18 protein-coding genes are annotated in these 22,148 nt (G+C 30.4%); 5 read left to right on the top strand and 13 right to left on the bottom strand.

All coding sequences use genetic code 11. The features are described from left to right. Nucleotides 1-2 precede the first annotated feature (2 nt). The 4 genes from trpD to HMPREF2578_RS04310 all read right to left on the bottom strand — a co-directional run bounded on the left by trpD (nucleotide 3) and on the right by HMPREF2578_RS04310 (nucleotide 4,509). The gene (gene trpD / locus HMPREF2578_RS04325; protein ID WP_017174688.1) at nucleotides 3-1,007 is read right to left on the bottom strand and encodes an anthranilate phosphoribosyltransferase; all 1,005 of its coding nucleotides are present in this window, start codon (nucleotides 1,005-1,007) and stop codon (nucleotides 3-5) included. Then, complete coding sequence (locus HMPREF2578_RS04320) at nucleotides 952-1,581, bottom strand: anthranilate synthase component II (protein WP_017174687.1); 630 nt, start codon at nucleotides 1,579-1,581, stop codon at nucleotides 952-954. Before HMPREF2578_RS04320 ends, trpD begins: the two co-directional genes overlap by 56 nt. Next, entirely contained in the window at nucleotides 1,578-2,987 is a 1,410-nt protein-coding gene (locus tag HMPREF2578_RS04315; protein ID WP_017174686.1) for an anthranilate synthase component I, read from the bottom strand. The genes HMPREF2578_RS04320 and HMPREF2578_RS04315 overlap by 4 nt, the downstream gene beginning before the upstream one ends. Nucleotides 2,988-3,474: 487 nt before the next feature. Continuing rightward, nucleotides 3,475-4,509 (bottom strand): M42 family metallopeptidase, encoded by a 1,035-nt coding sequence (locus HMPREF2578_RS04310; protein ID WP_037541014.1) that lies wholly within the window; start codon nucleotides 4,507-4,509, stop codon nucleotides 3,475-3,477. Between the two features lie 135 nt (nucleotides 4,510-4,644). On the opposite strand from HMPREF2578_RS04310, the gene HMPREF2578_RS04305 reads away from it, so the two are divergent. Further along, nucleotides 4,645-5,736 carry a prephenate dehydrogenase gene (locus HMPREF2578_RS04305; protein WP_017174684.1) on the top strand — a complete coding sequence of 364 codons (1,092 nt, stop codon included), beginning with the start codon at nucleotides 4,645-4,647 and terminating at the stop codon, nucleotides 5,734-5,736. A gap of 51 nt (nucleotides 5,737-5,787) precedes the next feature. Here HMPREF2578_RS04305 and HMPREF2578_RS04300 read toward each other — a convergent pair whose 3' ends face one another. Then, nucleotides 5,788-7,050: a Y-family DNA polymerase gene (locus HMPREF2578_RS04300; RefSeq protein ID WP_017174683.1), complete on the bottom strand. Its 1,263-nt coding sequence runs from the start codon at nucleotides 7,048-7,050 to the stop codon at nucleotides 5,788-5,790. Between the two features lie 148 nt (nucleotides 7,051-7,198). Between HMPREF2578_RS04300 and HMPREF2578_RS04295 the strand changes: the two genes are divergently transcribed. Continuing rightward, on the top strand, nucleotides 7,199-7,381 hold the full coding sequence (locus tag HMPREF2578_RS04295; protein ID WP_070436430.1) for a 2-hydroxymuconate tautomerase: 183 nt from the start codon (nucleotides 7,199-7,201) through the stop codon (nucleotides 7,379-7,381). A gap of 88 nt (nucleotides 7,382-7,469) precedes the next feature. Here the strand turns inward: HMPREF2578_RS04295 and HMPREF2578_RS04290 are convergent, their stop codons facing one another. After that, on the bottom strand, nucleotides 7,470-8,447 hold the full coding sequence (locus HMPREF2578_RS04290; protein WP_017174681.1) for an LCP family protein: 978 nt from the start codon (nucleotides 8,445-8,447) through the stop codon (nucleotides 7,470-7,472). 140 nt (nucleotides 8,448-8,587) lie between these two features. Here HMPREF2578_RS04290 and msrA point away from each other — a divergent pair, with 140 nt between their 5' ends. Further along, nucleotides 8,588-9,103: a peptide-methionine (S)-S-oxide reductase MsrA gene (gene msrA, locus HMPREF2578_RS04285; RefSeq protein WP_002449832.1), complete on the top strand. Its 516-nt coding sequence runs from the start codon at nucleotides 8,588-8,590 to the stop codon at nucleotides 9,101-9,103. A 37-nt stretch (nucleotides 9,104-9,140) separates the two neighbouring features. Here the strand turns inward: msrA and mprF are convergent, their stop codons facing one another. The 6 genes from mprF to parE all read right to left on the bottom strand — a co-directional run bounded on the left by mprF (nucleotide 9,141) and on the right by parE (nucleotide 20,199). Then, a complete protein-coding gene (gene mprF / locus HMPREF2578_RS04280) occupies nucleotides 9,141-11,663 on the bottom strand; it encodes a bifunctional lysylphosphatidylglycerol flippase/synthetase MprF (protein ID WP_037541011.1) in 2,523 nt (840 codons plus the stop codon). Between the two features lie 205 nt (nucleotides 11,664-11,868). Further along, nucleotides 11,869-13,098 carry an AI-2E family transporter gene (locus tag HMPREF2578_RS04275; RefSeq protein WP_017174679.1) on the bottom strand — a complete coding sequence of 410 codons (1,230 nt, stop codon included), beginning with the start codon at nucleotides 13,096-13,098 and terminating at the stop codon, nucleotides 11,869-11,871. Between the two features lie 63 nt (nucleotides 13,099-13,161). Beyond that, nucleotides 13,162-14,016, bottom strand: coding sequence for a glucose PTS transporter transcription antiterminator GlcT (gene glcT / locus HMPREF2578_RS04270; RefSeq protein ID WP_017174678.1), 855 nt, complete (start codon nucleotides 14,014-14,016; stop codon nucleotides 13,162-13,164). A 128-nt stretch (nucleotides 14,017-14,144) separates the two neighbouring features. Beyond that, on the bottom strand, nucleotides 14,145-15,605 hold the full coding sequence (locus HMPREF2578_RS04265; protein ID WP_017174677.1) for a glutamine transporter AlsT: 1,461 nt from the start codon (nucleotides 15,603-15,605) through the stop codon (nucleotides 14,145-14,147). Between the two features lie 209 nt (nucleotides 15,606-15,814). Next, nucleotides 15,815-18,214 carry a DNA topoisomerase IV subunit A gene (parC, locus tag HMPREF2578_RS04260; protein ID WP_049413831.1) on the bottom strand — a complete coding sequence of 800 codons (2,400 nt, stop codon included), beginning with the start codon at nucleotides 18,212-18,214 and terminating at the stop codon, nucleotides 15,815-15,817. Then, on the bottom strand, nucleotides 18,211-20,199 hold the full coding sequence (gene parE / locus HMPREF2578_RS04255) for a DNA topoisomerase IV subunit B (protein WP_037541070.1): 1,989 nt from the start codon (nucleotides 20,197-20,199) through the stop codon (nucleotides 18,211-18,213). The genes parC and parE overlap by 4 nt, the downstream gene beginning before the upstream one ends. Before the next feature lie 216 nt (nucleotides 20,200-20,415). Here parE and plsY point away from each other — a divergent pair, with 216 nt between their 5' ends. Then, a complete protein-coding gene (plsY, locus tag HMPREF2578_RS04250; RefSeq protein WP_029376749.1) occupies nucleotides 20,416-21,024 on the top strand; it encodes a glycerol-3-phosphate 1-O-acyltransferase PlsY in 609 nt (202 codons plus the stop codon). A 158-nt stretch (nucleotides 21,025-21,182) separates the two neighbouring features. After that, complete coding sequence (locus HMPREF2578_RS04245; RefSeq protein ID WP_017174673.1) at nucleotides 21,183-21,482, top strand: HesB/YadR/YfhF family protein; 300 nt, start codon at nucleotides 21,183-21,185, stop codon at nucleotides 21,480-21,482. Between the two features lie 48 nt (nucleotides 21,483-21,530). On the opposite strand, the gene menI is transcribed toward HMPREF2578_RS04245, so the two are convergent. Beyond that, on the bottom strand, nucleotides 21,531-22,001 hold the full coding sequence (gene menI / locus HMPREF2578_RS04240; RefSeq protein ID WP_017174672.1) for a 1,4-dihydroxy-2-naphthoyl-CoA hydrolase MenI: 471 nt from the start codon (nucleotides 21,999-22,001) through the stop codon (nucleotides 21,531-21,533). Nucleotides 22,002-22,148 lie beyond the last annotated feature (147 nt).

Below are 22,148 nucleotides of genomic sequence, written 5' to 3'. Positions count from 1 at the left end.
TTTTATTCCCCTTTCATTAACTGACATTGTTTTAAAGCTTTGCCACTATCAATTAAATCTTTTGCTAAATCAACGCCCTTTTTAATACTATCCACTCTATTTGATATATATAAGGCTAATGCTGCATTCAGCACTACGACATTTCTTTTAGGGGAATGATCTTTTCCACTTAATATGTCAATGGTAATGTTTTTATTTTCTTCAGGTGTGCCACCTTGAAGTTCTATATTATTTGCATGAGCTATGCCATAATCTCGTGCATTTAAAACATAATGTGAAATAGTCCCATCTTCATGTAATTCATATATTTCGTTATCCCCAGATAATGTTGCTTCATCCATTCTATTCGCTCCATGAAGTACGATGCCTCTTCGTCGTCCTAAATCTTTCATAGTTTTAATAATCATGGGTAATTGGGAAGCATCGTAGACCCCCATTACTTGATAATCTAATTTAAAAGGATTGATTAATGGTCCGACAATATTGAAAATAGTTGGTTCATGAATACGTTTTCTAATAGGTTGAATGTATTTCATAATTGGATAAGATTCCATAGCGCTGATAAATGCTAAATGTGTTTTAGATACTTGTTTGGCTACATTTGCTACTTTCGTAGTAGGAATGTGTAATTGTTGTAATAAATCGGTACTTCCAGAATTAGATGTAATACTTTTATTTCCATGTTTAATGACTGGAACATCTGCGCTTGCTACTACAAATGATACTGTCGTTGAAATATTGAAACTATTTGATTTATCTCCTCCTGTTCCACAAACGCATATACTTCCTTTGTATTCAGGTTGAGTTGAATACATCGTATGAATAAGACTTTTCACTATATAAGTTAATTCTTTTTGTTGTATCGACTTATTTGTGAAAGCTTGTAATAACTTTACTTTATCTTGAGTATGACATTCTGGATTGATGAGATATTGAATAAATTCAGTAGTTTCATGTTGTGAGAGTGTTGCATGACTTTGAATTTGGTTGAGTAATGTTAAGGTCATCATATTTACCTCTTTCCTTTACGATATCGATAAAATTTTTAATTATTTGTTGTCCTTGGTCTGTTGCAAACGACTCGGGATGATATTGAATACCAAAATGTAATCCATTTTTTGTCTCATAAGATTGAATGCAATCTTTTGTCCTTCCAGTAATTATTAATTGTGATGGAAAAGAGATTTCATCACTTATTAATGAATGGTAACGCATTATATTAAATTGATTTGCTAAGTTGTTATATAATTTAGTATGTTGAATAACTGTTAATATATCGACTTTACCGTGCATGACTTTTTCGCCTTGAATAACACGGCCACCGTAATAGCATGTTATTGCTTGTGCACCTAAACATACGCCTAATATCGGTAAAGATTTATACCTTTCAATAATATTCAATAGATGGTTACTATCTAAAGGATGACCAGGTCCTGGAGATATGATGAGACCATCACTTTGGTTAACGTAGTTAAGCACATCTTTATCGTCCGGATATTTAACAATGACATCATCTAATTGACTTACTATATCAACTAAGTTATATGTAAATGAATCATAATTATCAATGATTAAAATCATGGTGTTACCTCCAATAAACTTTTTGCTTTTAATAATGTTTCTTCTAATTCTTTTTCTGGTACTGAATCATAAACCACCCCACACCCTGCTTCGACTTTCACGGTAGTATCATCAATTAACATTGTTCTTATTGCTAAAGCAAAATCTAAATTCTGATTACAATTAATGTAGCCTACACCCCCACTATATAGTCCACGTTTATATGGATATGTCTCATATATACGCCTAATTGCTCTAAGTTTTGGAGCTCCTGAAACAGTTCCTGTAGGTAATAAATTAGCAATTACTGTCATAGGAGATAATTTTTGCTTAATCTCACCTTTTACTTCGCTTACAATATGCATGACATGCTCATATTTTTCAATTTCCATTAATTTTGTAATTTTTGAACTACCGGTTCTACTGACTCTATGTAGATCATTTCTGCCTAAATCAACAAGCATTCGATGTTCGCTTAATTCCTTTTCATCACTCAATAATTGCTCTGCATTTTGTTTATCTTCTTTTATGGTTTTACCTCTTTTAATTGTTCCAGCGATTGGATTCGTAATAACCGTTCCATCTTGTACAGCTACAAAACTCTCTGGAGAACTGCCTATAATAATTTGTGTATTCATATTAATATAGTACATATATGGACTTGGATTACGTCTTTTTAAGTTTTGGTATAATTGATAACTTAATTGCAATGTATTATTTTTAAAATGATGATTGTAGCTATATATTCTAGATGGTACAACTTGAAACATATCGCCTTCTTTTATAAGCTTTTTCAATTGCTTTATAGTATTTATAAATTCATCATCTGATACATTTGGTATGATATTTGAAGGCGTAGGAGGACGAATATAATCATCTGTATAAGCTTTAATTTGAGATAGTTCCTTTATTCTATCTTTTACTCTTTTTTCTAAATCTTTCTGTTCTACTTCTGAAAATTGATTTGTAGCAATAACATATAATTCATCTTTATAATGATCAAATACATATACATCTTCTATCATGTGAAATTCAATATCATTGCTATCCTTAATTTCTTGTATAGATTGCTGTTTTAAAATTGGAAATTCATGTCTTACTAAGTCAAAACTACACGTACCAATAAAGCCAGATACAAATGGTAAATGTTTTAATTTTTCATCTGTAATCTGAATATTAAATTGATTGATATAATCTTTTAAATATTCATAAGACTTTTCAGTAATTTCAACATTTTGTTTTTTTGTTTTTATCTTTAGTAAGTCGTTATTTAACACAACAGAACCATAGCTTTCGAATGCTACAATAGAATATCTACCTTTAATTTGCTTTTGACTGGTACTTTCTAAAATAATCTTATTTTTCTTTAACTTTCCTAAAACTTCGGGTGTAATATTTGCTCTAAGTATTTCATAATATAGTTTCATTAAGCTTTAATCCTTTCTCAAAAAAATATCAGCATCCTTATTTAAAAGGACGCTGACGCGCGGTACCACCTTAATTAACTAAATATTTCGAATTATCAAAATATTTAAAGTTCACTTATTTTTTATTTGATTTTTTATAAGTATAAACCCAATTTCATTATTAGTGATGTTAGTTTTCATCAACCACTAACTTTCTATGATTATCTAGCTAATAATTACTATATTTATACCAAAAAGACACCACGATTACGTTCCATAGATAAGGACGCGTTACCGTGGTGCCACCTTAATTAACATTACATGTTCACTTTACTGTTATTAAATTTAATCTTCTAAGTCCAATTCAAACATATGCTGTGCTAATTTACATCATCCATTAGCTTTCTATTTGCTACATCACATATCTTCTACTCAATTCTCAGAATTATTAAAATATTATTATAATTCAGTATAATACATAAATAAATCTTCCTTGTCAATATTTATTTCAATTTATTGATGACAAGCAATAGGCATATAATAAGTTTTGAGCGGCATGTATAGAATCAATATGTGTTCGTTCCAGTGCATGAGAGGACTCAATACCAGCTCCAAATAATCCATGTTTAATATCTGCTCCTGCTTTTAATGCTGCAGACGCATCTGACGTATAATAAGGATAAATATCTATTTTATACGGAATATGATTAAATTTACATAAGTTTACTAGATGTGTTTTTAATTCTTTATGATAAGGTCCAGACGCATCTTTAGCACAAATAGATACTGTATATTCGTCAGAAGATTGTCCCTCTCCAAGTGCTCCCATATCAAAAGCAATAAATTCTACAATTTTATTAGAAATAGATGCATTCGCTCCATATCCTATTTCCTCATTATTAGAAATATAAAATTGAATAGTATGTGGTAATTTAATTTGTTCATTTTTTATTCTTTCTAATAAATCTAATATCATTGCTACACTTGCTTTATCGTCTAAGTGTCGGGATTTAATAAATCCAGATGATGTTATTTCTGTTCTTGGATCAAAGCTAATAAAATTACCTACTTCTATTCCTAAATCTTCTGTCTCTTTCTTAGAAGACGTTTTTTCGTCTATACGGACTTCCATATGTTCAATATCTCTTGGTATTTTTTCATTTTCGCGATATACATGAACACTTGTTTCATGTAAACATATTGTCCCTGTGTACGTTTCGCCAGAGTCTGTTTCAATCTGACAATATTCTCCTTCAATCGCATTATATTTAAATCCACCAATTAGATCGATTGTTAAACGACCATCTTCTTTAATTTCTTTTACCATTGCACCTAAAGTATCTACATGAGCAGTAATACAACGTTGACGTTCATTATCTTCACCCTCAACTGTGATAATTAATGCACCTTTATTTGTTAATTGAGTTGAATATCCTAAATGTTCTACTTTTTGTTTTACATAACTTATTGCATTATAAGCATTTCCCGAAGGACTATTAATGTTAGTTAAGTTTTGAATTAATTCTAATATCTTTGATTCCATTCAACTTCCCCCTTTAATACTTTAAATATATTTTAACCTAGATAAATAGTGAACTCTAATGAATAGTATTGTTTAAAATGAATGACTAATTTAAAATATAGATATTCTGAATATTTAGAAATAAGGAGGGCTCATATGAAAAATATTTTATTTGTTGGTTTAGGATTAATTGGTGGAAGCTTAGCTAGTAATTTAAAATTTTATCAATCTGATCTTATAATTTCTGCCTATGATACTGATGTAACTCAATTAGATAAAGCAATGTCTATTGGTATAATTGACAAAAAGATTAATGATTATGCTCTTGGTGTTAAGGAAGCGGATATTATTATCTTTGCTACTCCAGTTCATCAAACAGCAATATATCTAAATTCATTACCTAATTATGAAACCAAATCACATTTGATTGTAACGGATACTGGCAGTACAAAACTTATCATTCAAAATTTTGAAAAACGTTTATTAGAATCAAATATTCATCTTGTTAGTGGGCATCCAATGGCTGGTAGCCATAAATCTGGTGTCCTTAATTCTAAAAAACACTTATTTGAAAATGCATACTATATTTTAGTTTACGATGATGAACGTAATACACAAGCGGCTAAAACATTACAAGATTTGCTCTCCCCTACACTAGCTAAATTTATTATTACTAATGCGAAAGAACATGATTATGTAACGGGAATTGTTAGTCATGTTCCACATATTATTGCCTCTAGTTTAGTACACTTGAGTTCAAGCCATGCAAATGATCATGCTTTAGTCAAACAGCTTGCTGCTGGTGGATTTAGAGATATTACAAGAATTGCAAGTAGTAATGCCGAAATGTGGAAGGATATCTCACTTAGTAATAAACAAAATATCATTAGTTTACTAGAAGATATGCAAACCAATATTAAGGATATGATAGTTAAACTTAAAAATGAAGAAGAACAACAAATATATCAATTCTTTGAAGATGCAAAAATTTTTAGAGATCAATTACCTCTTAAGCAACATGGTGTAGTCAATGTTGGGTATGATTTATATATTGATATTCCAGATAAAGCGGGTATGATTAATAAAGTTACTTCTATACTTAGTTTACATAATATTTCTATAAGAAACTTAAAAATTTTAGAAGTTCGTGAGGATATTTTAGGTGCTTTACAAGTTACCTTTAAAACTCCAAAAGATCGTGAATTAGGTATTGTTGCTTTAAATGAATTTGATACTTATATTCCATAAAAATAGAAGTGGGCCAAAATTCAAAATGAGTTTTGACCTACTTCCGTTTATTTACATTTTATGACCTGCCATTAATCCTAATCTATTATGTTTTGTTCCAGATTCAGTATAAGAAATTGCTTTTGAAACGATGCCTTTACCATATTTCTTTTGTAACGTATCAATCGTTTTAGCTAAATTTTCATCTCTTTGTCTTTTATATTCATCTACAAATAAATTTAATTGTCGATTTTCTTCATTAATGAACTGTGTTAGTGAAACACTTAACGTACGATACAAAGCCTGTTTATCACACAACTGATTCGCATAATCATTAACGACTTTAAATATATCTTGTTCTAGATTTGTAGCATCAGTTAAAGTGTGTTGTTTATGTATTCCTCCACCTTGAGTATATCCAAATGAAAAATGTATAGTACGTGCTAATTGCTTTCTTTCTCTTAATCTACAAGCAACATCTTCAATCAACTCTTGCATCACAATTTTTGTTTCATTAAATTGATAGTCTCTCATCAAAATTTGGCTTTTACATATAGTTGGATTATTAATTTTACTTTTTTCTCTTATTTTACTTTGATCTATACCGTTAGCATGTAAATGCATATCAGTGCCTAATATACCAAAGTCTTTCTTCAAATATCTATGAGGATAATGGGCTAAATCACCTATTGTAATAATTCCTTTTTTATTTAACTTTATTTCTGTTTTTTTATTGATTCCCCAAAATGATTTTAATGGTGAAATACACCATAATTTATCGGGAATGTCATGATACCGCCACTCAGTAATACCTTCTTTGGTGTGTTTAGCTTCGATATCCATAGCTACTTTACTAAGTAACAAGTTAGATCCAATACCTATTGTGCAGTATATTCCCGTCTTATCCAAAATTTCTTTTTGAAAACACTTAGCAAAAGAATATACTGTAGTATTAAAAAGATGGTAGCTATTTGTTACATCCATAAAAAATTCATCAATACTATACTGATGTAAATCTTCCCCTGGAACATATTTAAGAGCAATTTTAGAAATTTCTAATGATACTTCTAGATATCTTCTCATACTTGGATTAATAATATAAATATCATTACGTTGTGGAATTTCAAATAATCTAGATCCCGTTTTAATACCAAGTTCTTTTAATTTAGGTGTTGCTGCCAAAACAACAGATCCTTGTCGCTTAGTGTCAGCTACCACTGCTAATTTTGTCATTAAAGGATCTAATCCTTTTTCTATACAAGACACACTAGCATAAAAACTTTTCTGATCTACACATAGTATGTCTCTATCTTCAAGTAAATTATAATCATACATATCAACCCCCTCCTTAGATAATTCAATTATATAAGAACGTTTGTTCTCTTACAACATTAAAAAGAACAAACGTTCTATTTAAATATCTTGAAGTTCATTTTTTAAAAATGATATACTAAGCACATAATTATGTAAGGAGGAAAACATCATGCCGATTGTAAATGTAAAATTATTAGAAGGACGCTCAGATGAGCAATTAAAAAACTTAGTCACTGAGGTTACAAATGCAGTAGAGAAAACAACAGGCGCAAATAGAGAAGCAATCCATGTAGTTATTGATGAAATGAAGAAAAATCACTACGGTGTAGCTGGCGTAAGAAAATCAGATTAATAATATTATAATCTTTGAAGTTTACATAATAATATTATTGTAGTTAAATAGATAATAAATAAGCAGGCCACTTTGGCCTGCTTATTTATTATTCGTCTAAAAATGATTCTATTGCTTTTTTATTTTTCTCTTTATCAATATCTAATGCACTACCATCGTTATTAGTATTAATATTTTGATAAGAATTTTTTAACGGTACAGTTAGTGTTTCCACATTTTTATCGCCTCGTATTCCAAAACTTAGTCCTGTTTGGAAAATAGCTGAGTTTGGCATATCTGTATTAATATATCCTCTCAATATACCAGCTACTTTAGGTAATTTCACGATTGTACTTGGGGTAATCAATTCTTTCTTAAGTGTTTGCATAACTTGTTGTTGACGTCTCACACGTCCAAAGTCTCCCTCTGGATCATGTCTAAATCTCGCATAACCTAATAATTCTTTACCGTTTAATCGATGGTGTCCTTTTTTTAATGAAACCCCTATATTTTCTGACATATCTTTTTCAACATCAATTGGCACACCATTAGGTTCTAATTCATCAATCATTTTTTCAAAGCCAGTGAAATCAATGACTGCATAGTATTCAGGATTAATACCTAAATTTTTATTTAGTGTTTGTCTCAACAACTCTGGTCCCCCAAGTGAGTATGCAGCATTAATTTTATATTTGTCATAACCAGGAATTTCCGCATAAATATCACGCATAATTGACATCATTTTCATTTTTTTCTTAATATAGTCATACTGTACAACCATAATAGAGTCAGTTCTTGATTTTCCACCATTAGCTTGGTCAGCACCGAGCATTAATACTGTGATTTTCCCGTCATTTTTAACGGCTCCATTAAATTTATGAATTTTAATATCTTTTGCATGTTCTTGTGCATATTTCATACCACTTTGATATCCATGAACAACATACGTAATCATTGCAATAAGTAAAACTACAATAATCAGTATTACAAAAGGTAATTTTCGAAGTTTTTTCTTCTTGCGTCGTTTAGAAGGTATCGTTGTCCCCGTTTGTCGTCTTAATATTGTATTATCCTTCTCTTCTGTCATATTTACCTACCTTACACTCTCTAAAATCTTCAAAATAATATTCGGATATACTATAATATATAAATAAGTTATATAAAATATCTTAAAAAATCAAGTGTTTTCAATAAATATTACAAAGGTGTTATGAAAGGATGGCGTAAATGAATATTAATACAGCATACTTCGCAGGAGGCTGTTTCTGGTGTATGACAAAACCGTTTGATCAATTTGAAGGTATTGAATCAGTAACATCAGGTTTTATGGGAGGATCAGTTAAAAATCCAACCTATGAACAAGTAAAGAGCGGAACTACTGGACACTATGAAACTGTTAAAATAGAGTATGATGTTGCTTTATTTTCTTATCATAAATTATTAGAAATATTTTTTTCAGTCATTGATCCATTAGATGCTGGGGGTCAATTCCAAGATAGAGGGTCACAGTATCAAACAGCTATTTTTTATACAAATGATGATCAAAGAAAAGTTGCGATTAACTATATCAAAGATTTAGAACAAACGATGCATTCTGATAAAGCCATTGCTACTAAGGTTCTTCCCGCTTCAAATTTTTATAAAGCAGAAGAATATCATCAAAATTTCTATAAAAAAAATCCTGAACGTTACGCACAAGAACAGCGAGATCGCGCAAATTATGATCCTCGTTCTAACTCATAATAAAAAAGATATCCGAAAACAATTTCGGATATCTTTTTTATTTATGTCTAATCACTCGCATTACTTTTAACATACTGTACCAGAGAGAACTATCTTTTCTATACACCAAAAATCGCGGTTCCCACTGGGGACTATATTTTTCTTTATATCTTCGTAACCCCTGAAAACGATATAAACCATTAAAATGTTCAAACACACGTCCCGCAATACGTTCTCGTAAATAAGAATAATCGAGTTGACCTACATTTGATAAGGTAGCCATACCCATGTTAAAAGCTTTATACCCTTTTTCTTTACCCCATAATAACATATGTAGATATAATCCATCCATTAGAGGTAAATCTAATTCAGGTAACCAACGAATTAAATCTACTGAAATTGCTTCGTTATAGTATGTCGGCATTAATGTACAAAAAGCAATAATCTTACCTTCTTCATTTTTCATAATTCCAATTGGGGCTTTATCTAAATACTGTTCTGTAAATTGCCCAACAGAAAAATGCATTTCAGTACGTCCATCGAGCCACTTATCACTTACTTTTCTAAGCTCTTCTATAAACGCTTTAGAAAATGGTGGTTCTATAATGTCAAATTTAATATTTAAATCATTAAATTTATTCAGTGTTGCTCTAAAACCACGTCGTTTTTTTCCAGAAGTAGTAAATTGTGTTAAATCAATAATAGCCTCTTCGCCTAATTTAAAAAATTGATTTCCAAAATTATGATACAACGGCATAAAACGATCAGATACTTGATAGAAAATGACATCATAACCTAACTTTTCAGCATAACTATAGAAATCAGCCAACAATGATTGGAATGATGCTGTATTTCCAATTGGATCTCCCAATACGACCAGCGCATTTGATTTATATCTATACATAAGAAAAGCTTGTTCACTGTCATACATAAATACATCTTTATCACCGCTATATATCAAATGACTTAAATAATTCCCTCCATATGTTTCTATGATTGATTTACATTGAGAATATTCTTGTAATTGATGTGGGCGTTCAAAGCGACGACCAAATAACCATGCAATACCAACAATTAATAATATAACAACTATCACAGTTAACCAGAAATAGTATTTTAATAATGACGTATCCATTTCCAAGTGATATAAATCTAAAGCATATAAAGTTTCAGAAATAATGAAATGATTAATATATAAAACAATCACACTAATGACTAAGGTAAATATTAAGTTTTTTAATCTAAATGGACGTTTAAATACTTTCGCACGTCGATAAGCTAAAATAAGTAAGATAAAAATAATGATGAGCCATGTAAGTAACATGATAGAAGCATACGTATATAACGTTGCAAGAAATATTAACACAAGTGAAATCATTGAATACATAATTGCTCTCTTACTTTGCTTATATATACCCCTTACATTAACAAGTAATATTAAACATGCACTTGTATGAATAGACAACATGATATAGTAAATAAAATGATCAGCATCATATAATCCATCATAAACAATCGTCACATTATTAATAAAGAAAATAAAACTTGTTAATAGTGCAAGAATAGATAAAGCAAATGCTGGGATTTTTGAAATAATATCTTTTTGATAAGACAGTATGAATGAGGTAACATCTTTAGCGGGTACAAAATATTTAGATTCTTCAAAGTACTTACGCGCAGAATTGCCAAATTCAAACGTAGATAGAATTAAAGCAATGATAATAGGTACAAAATAATAAGCAAAACGATATAGCAGTAAGGCAATCAATATTTTTTCTTCAGGAATATCTAAAGATTTTAGTCCTAATAAAACAACTAAATCAAATGCCCCGAATCCACCTGGAATAAAACTAATCAGTCCAGAGAGTGCAGCAATAATAAAAATACCAAGTAATGTTGTAAAAGCTACATGAATATCAATAATCCATGCCGACAAGTAAAGTACAACAGCAGCAGCTATCCATTCAATACTTGAAACAAGCGTGCAATATATCCCTACCAATTTATTATGTTCAGTAACCGGTTTAACGACTGTATACACTATAAAAATAGGTAAAAATAAAGCGACTACGTACAATACCCATTTTACAAAACGTACTTTATCAAGAATATGAGAAGCATCGAAAATATGAAGTACGACTAAAATAGATAAGAAGCTTAAACCAGTTAACATTGAAACTAATATGATTGAAATAGCGTGAAGTAATCTTTTTCTATCAGAAGTATAATTTTTATAAATAAATGTTCTAAATCCTGCGCCTATAAATCCACCAAATCCAACAATAGCATTAAATGCATTAATAATATAACTCAAACAAAATACTTTGTTCAGTGGTATACTCAACTTTAAAGTTTTAACAAGAATGACATCATATAAACTTAAAAGTAGCATTGATGCGCCACCACATATAAATAAACCAATTAAAAACCATCGATTGATTTTACTAAATGCTTCTAATGTTTGTTTGAAGTTAATATGTGACAATTCATGATATAAAGTAGCAACTACTACAATAAAAAGTGTGATAGCAAATACCACTTTTAATATAGATATTAATCTATTTTTATGTTCTTCAGTCATTATTCATTATTATCCTTTACATTATATTAATATAAAATATATCATATCATATTCTAGTTATATATCTTTAGACTATTGAACTAACATAATTGTAAGATAAAAGAGAGTGGAAGAGAATTCATCGTCCCACTTTTGCAAGATGATTAGTACTATATTAAAAAGCCTAAGACAACTCATTATGTCTCAGGCTTTTTAATATAGTGCTTTATTCTGCTTCTGTGTAATCTTTATGTTCTTCTTTTTTAATTTCATATTGACCTGCATCGTCACCATAATATTTATTGTAACGACGTTTAAATAATAAGAAAATGTGAGAAGCTAATACTTTTAAAATAGCATAGCCAGGAATACCTAAAATAACTCCTACAATACCTAACAAATTACCCGCACTTAATAAAATAAAGATAATTGTTAGAGGATGAATTTTTAATGTTTTCCCCATAATATTAGGAGAAATAAAATGACCTTCAATAAATTGAACTAACGTCCACACAATAATCAATTTTAATAGCATAAACGGTGAAGTAATAATCGCAATAATAATTGCCGGAGAAATTGCAATTGTTGGTCCTAAGTATGGGACTACACTCGTTACTGCAGCAATTGAAGCTAGAACTAACCCATAATCCAAACCAATAATCGAATAACCAATAAACAATAAAATACCAATACAAAATGATACAATAATTTGGCCTTGAATATATGATCCGACCTGTACACTCATTTTTTCTAATAAATCATGATAGTCTTTTCTAAATTTAGGTGGCATAATTTTAGTTGTATAGTCTCTAAATTTAGTTCCATCTTTCAACATAAAGAATAATACAAATGGTGTAGTTGCAATCACAACACCGACATTCACAATAGCTTCTGCAAATGTTCTAATTTTAGTTCCAAATCCACTAAAATAATCTGACGTTAACGATGGAATCTTTTTAGAAGTAGAATCAAGCCATTCCTGAATTTGATTATAAAATGAAGATAAAATAGACATATGTGTCACTTTATCAATAGCTCTATTAAATTTTTCAATATATTTTGGGAAGTTACTTGCAAGTTGTTTAATTTGATCACCAATCACAGGAATTAATAAATCGATAATTAATGTTGCGCCTCCAATAATCACTAAAAAGACTATTATAATTGCTAATAATCTTGGAATATTATAACGTTCCATCAAATTAATTACTGGATTTAACAAATAATACAAAATAAGCGATAAAATAATTGGCGCTGCAATAGTATTAAAGATAATGACAAAAGGCTGAAAAACATAAGAAATTTTGTCAAAGATGAATATAGTAATACCAAGTAATACTAATGAAACTAGCGCAAATAATAAATCTTTACCACCCAAAAACTTCATAAAGCGTGTTTCAGAAAAGCTTAGCTTATTAGTTTTCTTTCCTTCATCCTTTTTGTGGTCCATTGACATATCATTTTCACCGTACCCTTTAATCTAAAATAAAATAATCTATATTATATCATACCATGTAGCTTATTCATTTTGTGTGTTATTTTGAGATTGAAAATGATAAATATGCAAAGCTAAATAAACAATTTCTGAATCATCTATATCAATATCTAGATCTTTTTGAATAACTTTAGAAATCTTATATGCTGTACTATAACAATTAGGGTAATATGTTTTGACCATATTGATAAACTCATCTTGTGCATGAACGTATTCCTTTTTATTTAAACGACGAATTAGGAATTGAATATGTCTAATAAATCGTTGATATTGAACAGTTCGAGGATTTACAGGATACCCTATGTCATTTTCGATAATTAATACACATTTACTTATCATTTTATTAATTAAAGATATTTCACTCATAGGTAAATCTTCTTTATTTGAAGCAATATGCAATGCTATAAAACCTATTTCATCATCAGGAAATGTGACGTCTAATTTCTCATTTAATCGCTGTATAACTTGTGTGGCGATATCATATGCCTCACTATATAAATGTTTAGTTTCCATTGCAAAGGGATTACTAATTATTTGATTTTGTTTTAAGCGTTTATATGCAAAAGTAATATGATCGGTTAAGGCAATGACTAGTTGTTTATCATCTTTCATATAAGTTGTACTTGTAATATAGTTAACTGATTCAATAATTGCCTGTAAGACCTCTTCATCAGCTATTTCAACTAGAGATTTATAATATTCTTGTTGTTGTTTTTGATCTAATTTATACACTTTCTCAATAGAAGCATTATCATCTACGACCATTCCAGGCTTTTTATTAAAACCAATGCCTTTACCGATTAAAATAACTTCTTGATTACTATTGATGCATATGATGACGTTATTATTTAAAATTTTTGAAATATGATATTTGCTCATCATTATCATCCTTTTTTACTATTAAAATTATATAGTTAAACATTATATTTGAAAAGTCATTCTTTTAAAAAACACTTCTTTCTCGCATTACTCTAAGAGATGGAGAAAAGAAGTGTTGATTTAAATTATTAATGTTTTTTAGATATTTTATCTTCGCGTCCCCAAGATTCAATACCAAATAAATTAATCTCAAGGTTTTCTGGTTTAAATACCGGTTTTAAACCGGCACGTTTTTGTTGAATATAATCTTTCATAACAGCAAATGCAATATTTGAAAGACCTATAATGGAAACAAGGTTTACAATGGCCATTAATCCCATAAATAAGTCCGCTGTACTCCATACGGTTTCAGTTTTAACAACTGCGCCTATAAATACTAATACAACAACTAAGCATCTAAAAATAAATAAAATTGCTTTATTTTTAGATAGAAATTCTATATTAGATTGTCCGTAATAGTAATTACCAACTACAGAAGAAAATGCAAATAGCGTAATCGCGACAGTTAAGAAGATACCACCTGGAGAACCAAGATGTTCATTCAATGCAGATTGTGTAACTTCTACACCTTGTGGCGCTTTTTCACCAAATTTTAAGCCTGAGTAAAGTAAAATCATAATAGCTGTTGCTGTACAAACAAGCATTGTATCGAAGAAGACACCTAAAGATTGAAGTAATCCTTGTTTTACTGGATGTGGTACAGCAGCAGTAGCAGCCGCATTGGGTGCTGAACCCATACCTGCTTCGTTAGAGAATAAGCCACGTTTTATACCTTGTAAAATCGCTGTACCTACCGCGCCACCAGCGACTTGTTCCATTCCGAACGCACTTTTAATAATTGTACCAATCATTGGAATGATTTGATCAAAATTCATTAGTAAGATAAATAAAACTATACCAACATAAACGATAGCCATTATTGGAACAATTAAAGATGACAACGTTGCAATACTACGTACACCACCGAAGATAATGATTGCTGTAATGACAGCCAAAATAATACCAGTAATGACTGGACTAATATGATATTGTGTTCTTAAAGATTCAGCAATAGTATTCGATTGAACAGTGTTAAATACAAATGCAAATGTAACAGTAATTAACACAGCAAATGTGATACCAAGCCATTTTTGATTTAAACCTTTGGTTATGTAATAAGCTGGACCTCCTCGGAAGCCACCTTCTTTATCATGAACTTTGTAAACTTGTGCAAGTGTTGCTTCTATAAATGCACTCGCAGCTCCGATAAATGCGATAATCCACATCCAAAAAACTGCCCCAGGACCCCCTAACACAATTGCTGTTGCTACACCAGCAATATTTCCTGTTCCAACACGGGAACCTGCACTAATAGCAAATGCTTGAAAAGGTGAAATACCTTTCTCTCCATTTTTCAAAGTTTCTGGTTTTTCAACTAATGCTCTAAACATTTCAGGTAACATTCGTAATTGAACAAATTTAGAACTAATAGTAAAGAAGATACCTACTGTCAATAGTAAACCTATTAAATACTGTGACCAGATTAAATCATTTCCAACTTGAACAACAGATTTAAACCAATCAGGTATTAAACTATCAAAATCTCTCAATTAAATCCCTCTCATCAAAATTATTGTTATGATATACATTACAAGAGATTTATATTGTAGTATTAAAGGTCAAAATGTACATGTTTTTCATGTCATCACTTTGATATACTTATCAACAATATAAATCTCTTGTGAGTTATAAATAGTTAAATATTAAATTAATTTTATCATCTTATGAATTACTTGAAAACAAAAATTTTAAAATCATATTAATTTATTATCATTGATTTTACATTTCCAAATTCATTTGTATCAACTACAAATGAACCATTTGTATATTGTTCAGAAAGATGAATATTAGAAATTTCACCTGTTTCAGCATGTTTATCTGAATAAAGTGTATAGTATGTTTCATCTCTGACAACATATGCAGCTACAATACGATGAGGATTTTTTTTCAATTCTTTTAAAAGTGTAATACCTCTTTGTGCGCGTTTGGCATCTTGTAATATATCTTTAGCAATACGTTTCATTGCTCCTCTTTGGGTAGCCATAATTATTGAATTATTCTGATCAACAGTATCAGTCATAATAACATAATCTTCATCTTTTAAATTGATAGATTTCACACCAGCCGCTCTTAATCCTGTATCTGAAAGTTCTTCTGTAGAATACGTTAATGACATGCCTTTATGTGTAATAACAGTAATCATTTGTTCTTGAGTTATGCGAAGTACATTTACCACTTCGTCTTCATTTTTTAATTTTGTTGCAATGAGTGGCTTATTAAATCGCGTGGTTTTAAATAATGATTGATTACTCTTTTTAATCATGCCATTACGAGTTGCAATAATATAAAATGCTTTACCATCAAATGTTTTTTCGTTAAATACATCTATAATTCTCTCGTTTTCTTCTAAAGGCACAATTTGCGATACATGCTGACCTAACTCTTTCCATCGCACATCTGCAATTTTATGAATTGGAATAAAGAGATATCTTCCTTTATTTGTAAATACTAAAGCTGTATCTTGAGTATTTACAGTTTGGTATTTGAGTAGACTATCTCCCTCTTTTAAACCTACTTCTGTCACACCACTTGCATTAAAGCTACGTGTAGACGTACGTTTTATATATCCATGTCTAGTCACACTTAAAACCACTTCTTCACTTGGTACAATAACTTCTTTATCAATTTTAATTTCTGATATTTCCGCTTCAATTGAAGATAAACGTGATGTTTTAAAACGTTTTCGAATCTCTGTAAGTTCTTTTTTAATAACATTTAATAATGCGTCATGGTTATCAAGAATATTTCGGTACGCTTCTATTAATTTTTGTAATTCTTCATGTTCTTCTTCAAGTGCAACAATATCAGTATTAGTTAAACGATATAATTGAAGCATCACAATGGCTTCTGCTTGTGCTTCAGTAAAGTCAAATTCTTTTACTAAATTATCTTTTGCATCTTTTTTATTTTTAGAATGACGAATCAGCGCAATCACTTCATCTAATATAGATAAAGCTTTCATAAGACCTTCTACAATATGCATGCGCTTTTCAGCATGATTTAAGTCGTATTTTGTACGATTAGCTACAACTTCAATTTGATGATTTAAATAGCTGTCAATAATTTCACGTAGACCCATTAATTTTGGACGTCCATCACTAATAGCGACCATATTGAAATTATAAGTAATTTGTAAATCAGAATTTTTATATAAATAGTTTTTAATAGACTCTGAATTAACATCTTTTTTTAATTCAATAGCAATTCTTAAACCTGTACGATCTGTTTCATCACGTACTTCAATAATACCATCTACTTTTTTATCAGCACGAAGCTCATCAATACGTTTCACAAGCGAACTTTTATTCACTTCATAAGGAATTTCTGTCACAATTAATTGTTTACGTCCATTTCTTAACGCTTCTTCATCTACTTTTGAACGAACAACAATTTTTCCTTTTCCTGTTTCATAGGCTTTCTTAATACCATCAATACCTTGAATAATACCGCCTGTCGGAAAATCAGGACCTTTGATATATTTCATTAATTGATTTACTGAAATATTAGGATTATCAATATATTTTAATGTTGCTTGAATTACTTCACCTAAATTATGTGGAGGAATATCAGTAGCATATCCTGCCGAAATACCAGTCGAACCGTTTACTAGTAAATTTGGAAATCTTGCCGGTAACACCATAGGTTCAAGTGTTGTGTCATCATAGTTTGGTATAAAGGACACTGTTTCCTTATTAATGTCACGAACCAACTCCTCAGAAAGTTGACTTAACTTCGCTTCTGTATAACGCATCGCAGCAGGTGGATCATTATCAATACTACCATTATTACCGTGCATTTCGATTAATACATGACGCAACTTCCAATCTTGGCTTAAACGTACCATTGCATCATAAACTGAAGAATCACCATGTGGATGATATTGACCAATAACATCCCCAACTGTTTTCGCACTTTTACGGAAATTTTTATCATACGTATTGCCACTACTATACATAGCAAATAAAATTCTACGTTGTACAGGTTTTAAACCATCACGCACATCCGGTAACGCACGTTCTTGAATAATATATTTACTATATCTTCCAAAGCGATCACCAATAACATCTTCAAGTGATAGGTCTTGAATTATCTCACTCAATTGACTTCCTCCTCATCATATTCTTCAGTATCAAGTATTTGAACTTCTGTATTATCTAAAATACTTTGATCTTCTTGCATGCCAAATTCAACATGATTTTCAATCCATTCACGTCTTGGTGCAACTTTATCTCCCATTAATGTTGTTACACGTTTAGAAGAACGTACTTCATCATCGATTTGGACTCTAATCAACGTTCTTGTCTCAGGATTCATTGTAGTTTCCCACAATTGCTCAGGATTCATTTCACCTAAACCTTTATAGCGCTGTAAAATAAAGCCTTTACCTAATTGTTTTTGAAGTTTGTCCAATTCATCATCTGTCCAAGCATATTCTACTTTTTTAGATTTCCCTTTACCTTTTTCTAATTTGTATAACGGAGGTAATGCAATAAAAACACGACCTGCTTGAACAAGAGGTCTCATATATTTGAAGAAAAATGTTAATAATAACACTTGAATATGGGCGCCATCTGTATCAGCATCAGTCATAATAATAACTCTATTATAATTACTATCTTCTAATTTAAAATCATTACCAACACCAGCACCAATTGTATGAATAATTGTATTAATTTCTTCATTTTTGAAAATATCTTCAAGTTTTGCTTTTTCAGTATTAATCACTTTACCTCGTAAAGGTAAAATAGCCTGGAATTTTCTATCTCTTCCAAGTTTAGCTGATCCCCCTGCTGAATCACCTTCGACAAGATATAATTCATTTTTCTCAGTATTCTTACTTTGAGCAGGCGTTAACTTTCCTGATAATAAAGTATCTTTACGTTTGTTTTTCTTACCAGAACGTGCATCCTCCCGTGCCTTACGAGCCGCTTCTCTTGCCTGTTGCGCTTTAATAGCTTTCTTCACAAGTGATTTAGATAATTGTCCTTTTTCCTCTAAATAATAAGGTAATTTTTCAGAAACAACAGAATCTACTGCACTACGCGCTTCTGATGTACCAAGCTTAGATTTAGTTTGTCCCTCAAATTGCAGTAATTCTTCTGGAATACGTACAGAAATCACTGCTGTTAATCCTTCTCTAATATCATTACCATCTAAGTTTTTATCTTTATCTTTAAGTTCATTGATACGGCGTGCATAGTCATTAAATACGCGTGTCATTGCTGTTTTAAATCCTACTTCATGAGTTCCGCCGTCTTTTGTACGTACATTATTAACAAAACTTAATATACTTTCAGAATATTGATCATTATATTGAAAAGCAACATCTACTTCGATTCCATTTGCAGCACCTGTAAACGTCGTAACATCATGCAATACTTCTTTACCTTCATTGATATAACTTACAAATTCTTTAATACCTTCTTCGTAATGATAAACATCTTCACGTTCTTTTCCATCACGTAGATCTTTCAATGTAATTTTTAAGTTTTTTAATAAGAATGCAGATTCTTGTAAGCGCTCACTTAATATATCAAAATTAAATGCCGTTGTTGCTTTAAAAATACTTGAATCTGGTTTAAATGTGACTTTTGTACCTGTTTTCTTAGTTTTTCCCGCTTTCACTAAACCAGAAGTTGGAATACCACCATCCTTAAAAGATTGCTTATAAATTTGTCCATCTCGATGAATTTCAACTTCTAACCATTCACTTAAAGCATTAACTACGGAAGCACCAACACCATGAAGTCCTCCAGAAGTTTTATATCCACCTTGTCCAAATTTACCTCCAGCATGTAATACAGTAAAAATAACTTCTACAGTAGGTTTACCAGACGCATGCATACCAGTTGGCATACCTCTCCCATTATCTTCCACTGAAATACTATTATCTTTATTGATTGTTACATCAATTTCATTACCATAACCATTTAAAACTTCATCGACGGAGTTATCGACAATTTCATATACTAAATGGTGTAATCCACGTTTATCAGTCGACCCAATATACATCCCAGGACGTTTTCTAACTGCCTCAAGTCCTTCTAATACTTGAATCGAATCATCTGAATAATGATTTGTCATTTTTGTTGCCAATGCGTTCGCCTCCTACAAACGTACGTTCGTTTTTTTAACTTTACAATAGTTATTCTTATATAAAACGCATTAAAATGCAAGTATGAGTTCTATAAGATAAACATTTAACTTAATATATAAGACGTTTTTTCAATTTTTAATCGTTGTCAGGAATACTTTGTGATAAAATATACCTACATTATATAAGGGATGTGTAAACAAATTATGATGATAGTTCTCATGTTGATTTTAAGCTATCTCATTGGAGCTATTCCAAATGGTTATGTTATAGGAAAAGTTTTTTTTAAAAAAGATATTAGAGAATTTGGAAGCGGTAATACTGGTGCCACAAATAGTTTTAGAGTTTTAGGAAAACCAGCTGGATTTATCGTTACTTTTTTAGATATATTTAAAGGATTCATTACTGTATTTTTCCCGTTATGGTTTCCAGTGCATGCGCAGGGACCAATTAGTACATTCTTCACACATGGATTAATTGTCGGTATTTTTGCAATAATTGGTCACGTTTATCCTATTTATCTTAAATTTAAAGGAGGTAAGGCTGTAGCCACAAGTGCCGGAGTTGTGTTAGGAGTTAATCCAATCTTACTTTTAATTTTAGCAGTCATATTCTTTGGAATTTTATATTTAACAAAGTATGTGTCATTATCCAGTATTATTGCGGCAATCAGCTGTGTGATAGGTTCATTAATTATTCATGATTACATATTATTTGGAATGAGTGCTTTTGTATCAATCATTTTAATTTTTAGACACCGTTCTAATATTGTTAGAATTTTTAAAGGTGAAGAACCAAAAATCAAATGGATGTAAAATGGATGATCTTGCACCAAATGTGAAGATTCAGTTTAGTTCTATTAATTTAAATATGATAAACAGTTCATGTTTAATAGTGAGAACAATATGTTTTAATTCAAACAATTTTTGCATTATAAATATCATAATTATTAATATAAAGGATGGTTCTTACAATGAAAATCAAATTGACTGATGAAGCAGTTGAATGGTTTAAAAATGAATTAGATTTACCTGAAGAGAATAAAGTCTTACAATTTTATGTGAGGTATGGTGGAGAATTTCAACTTAAACAAGGTTTTAGCCCAGCATTTCGTGTGGAATTGAGCAATGATGTTGAGATAGGTTATCACGAAAATTATAATGATTTAATTGTTGTAGTTTCAGAAGATGACTTATGGTATTTTGAAGATCATGAAGTTCTAGTTGAAAAAGTAGACCATGAAGACGAAATTGTTTATTCTACAACTAATTAAAAAAAGACCATAAATATCTAATATTTACAGATATTTATGGTCTTATATTTATATATTCAAATCGCTACGTTGTGTGACTTCTAATTCCTTACCTTCGTTATTCAATGCTTCGACTTCACTATATACTTGATGCCATTCTGGAAAATAACGATCTAAACGAATTGGTCTGAAATCACTTGCTTTAATACATAATAGCTGAGTGGAACCTGTGGTAGCTAATTCCCCTTTTTCATTATATACTTCATAACAGTACGTTGAACGCAATCTTGAATAATGTTCTACCCATGTTTTCACTTTAACTTTTTCAGGATAAAAAATGGATTTCTTATATTGAACTTGTAAATCCACGACGGGTGAGATGATACCTTCTTTTTCCATATCTGCATAACTAAAACCTAATTTACGAATATAATCAGTACGAGCAACTTCAAACCATGTAGCATAATTCCCATGATAAATTACTCCCATTTTATCTGTTTCTTGGTATCTCGCTTCAATTTCAGTCATACTATAAATCATATTTATGTACCTCTTTCCAATTAAGTTCACTTTCAATATTAACATAAAAAGGATGATTGCTATAGAATTCCCATTTACTACTTTTATTACTGAAATAGCTCAATGACACGAATGAAGAAAAAATCCTTAGATGAGATTGCCATCTAA

Origin of the sequence: Staphylococcus sp. HMSC072H03 (assembly GCF_001809305.1) — a bacterium.
Classification (GTDB): domain Bacteria; phylum Bacillota; class Bacilli; order Staphylococcales; family Staphylococcaceae; genus Staphylococcus; species Staphylococcus hominis.
The sequence above is the reverse complement of the archived record's forward strand: the minus strand, read 5'-3'. Positions and strand labels throughout refer to the sequence as shown.

Coding starts and splice junctions, on each gene's coding strand:
- HMPREF2578_RS04295 (WP_070436430.1), top strand. CDS start 7,199: ATGCCGATTGTAAATGTAAAATTATTAGAAGGACGCTCAGATGAGCAA.
- HMPREF2578_RS04305 (WP_017174684.1), top strand. CDS start 4,645: ATGAAAAATATTTTATTTGTTGGTTTAGGATTAATTGGTGGAAGCTTA.
- HMPREF2578_RS04275 (WP_017174679.1), bottom strand. CDS start 13,098: ATGTCAATGGACCACAAAAAGGATGAAGGAAAGAAAACTAATAAGCTA.
- trpD (WP_017174688.1), bottom strand. CDS start 1,007: ATGACCTTAACATTACTCAACCAAATTCAAAGTCATGCAACACTCTCA.
- HMPREF2578_RS04300 (WP_017174683.1), bottom strand. CDS start 7,050: ATGTATGATTATAATTTACTTGAAGATAGAGACATACTATGTGTAGAT.
- HMPREF2578_RS04320 (WP_017174687.1), bottom strand. CDS start 1,581: ATGATTTTAATCATTGATAATTATGATTCATTTACATATAACTTAGTT.
- HMPREF2578_RS04310 (WP_037541014.1), bottom strand. CDS start 4,509: ATGGAATCAAAGATATTAGAATTAATTCAAAACTTAACTAACATTAAT.
- plsY (WP_029376749.1), top strand. CDS start 20,416: ATGATGATAGTTCTCATGTTGATTTTAAGCTATCTCATTGGAGCTATT.
- mprF (WP_037541011.1), bottom strand. CDS start 11,663: ATGACTGAAGAACATAAAAATAGATTAATATCTATATTAAAAGTGGTA.
- HMPREF2578_RS04315 (WP_017174686.1), bottom strand. CDS start 2,987: ATGAAACTATATTATGAAATACTTAGAGCAAATATTACACCCGAAGTT.
- HMPREF2578_RS04290 (WP_017174681.1), bottom strand. CDS start 8,447: ATGACAGAAGAGAAGGATAATACAATATTAAGACGACAAACGGGGACA.
- menI (WP_017174672.1), bottom strand. CDS start 22,001: ATGATTTATAGTATGACTGAAATTGAAGCGAGATACCAAGAAACAGAT.
- msrA (WP_002449832.1), top strand. CDS start 8,588: ATGAATATTAATACAGCATACTTCGCAGGAGGCTGTTTCTGGTGTATG.
- parE (WP_037541070.1), bottom strand. CDS start 20,199: ATGACAAATCATTATTCAGATGATTCGATTCAAGTATTAGAAGGACTT.
- HMPREF2578_RS04245 (WP_017174673.1), top strand. CDS start 21,183: ATGAAAATCAAATTGACTGATGAAGCAGTTGAATGGTTTAAAAATGAA.
- glcT (WP_017174678.1), bottom strand. CDS start 14,016: ATGAGCAAATATCATATTTCAAAAATTTTAAATAATAACGTCATCATA.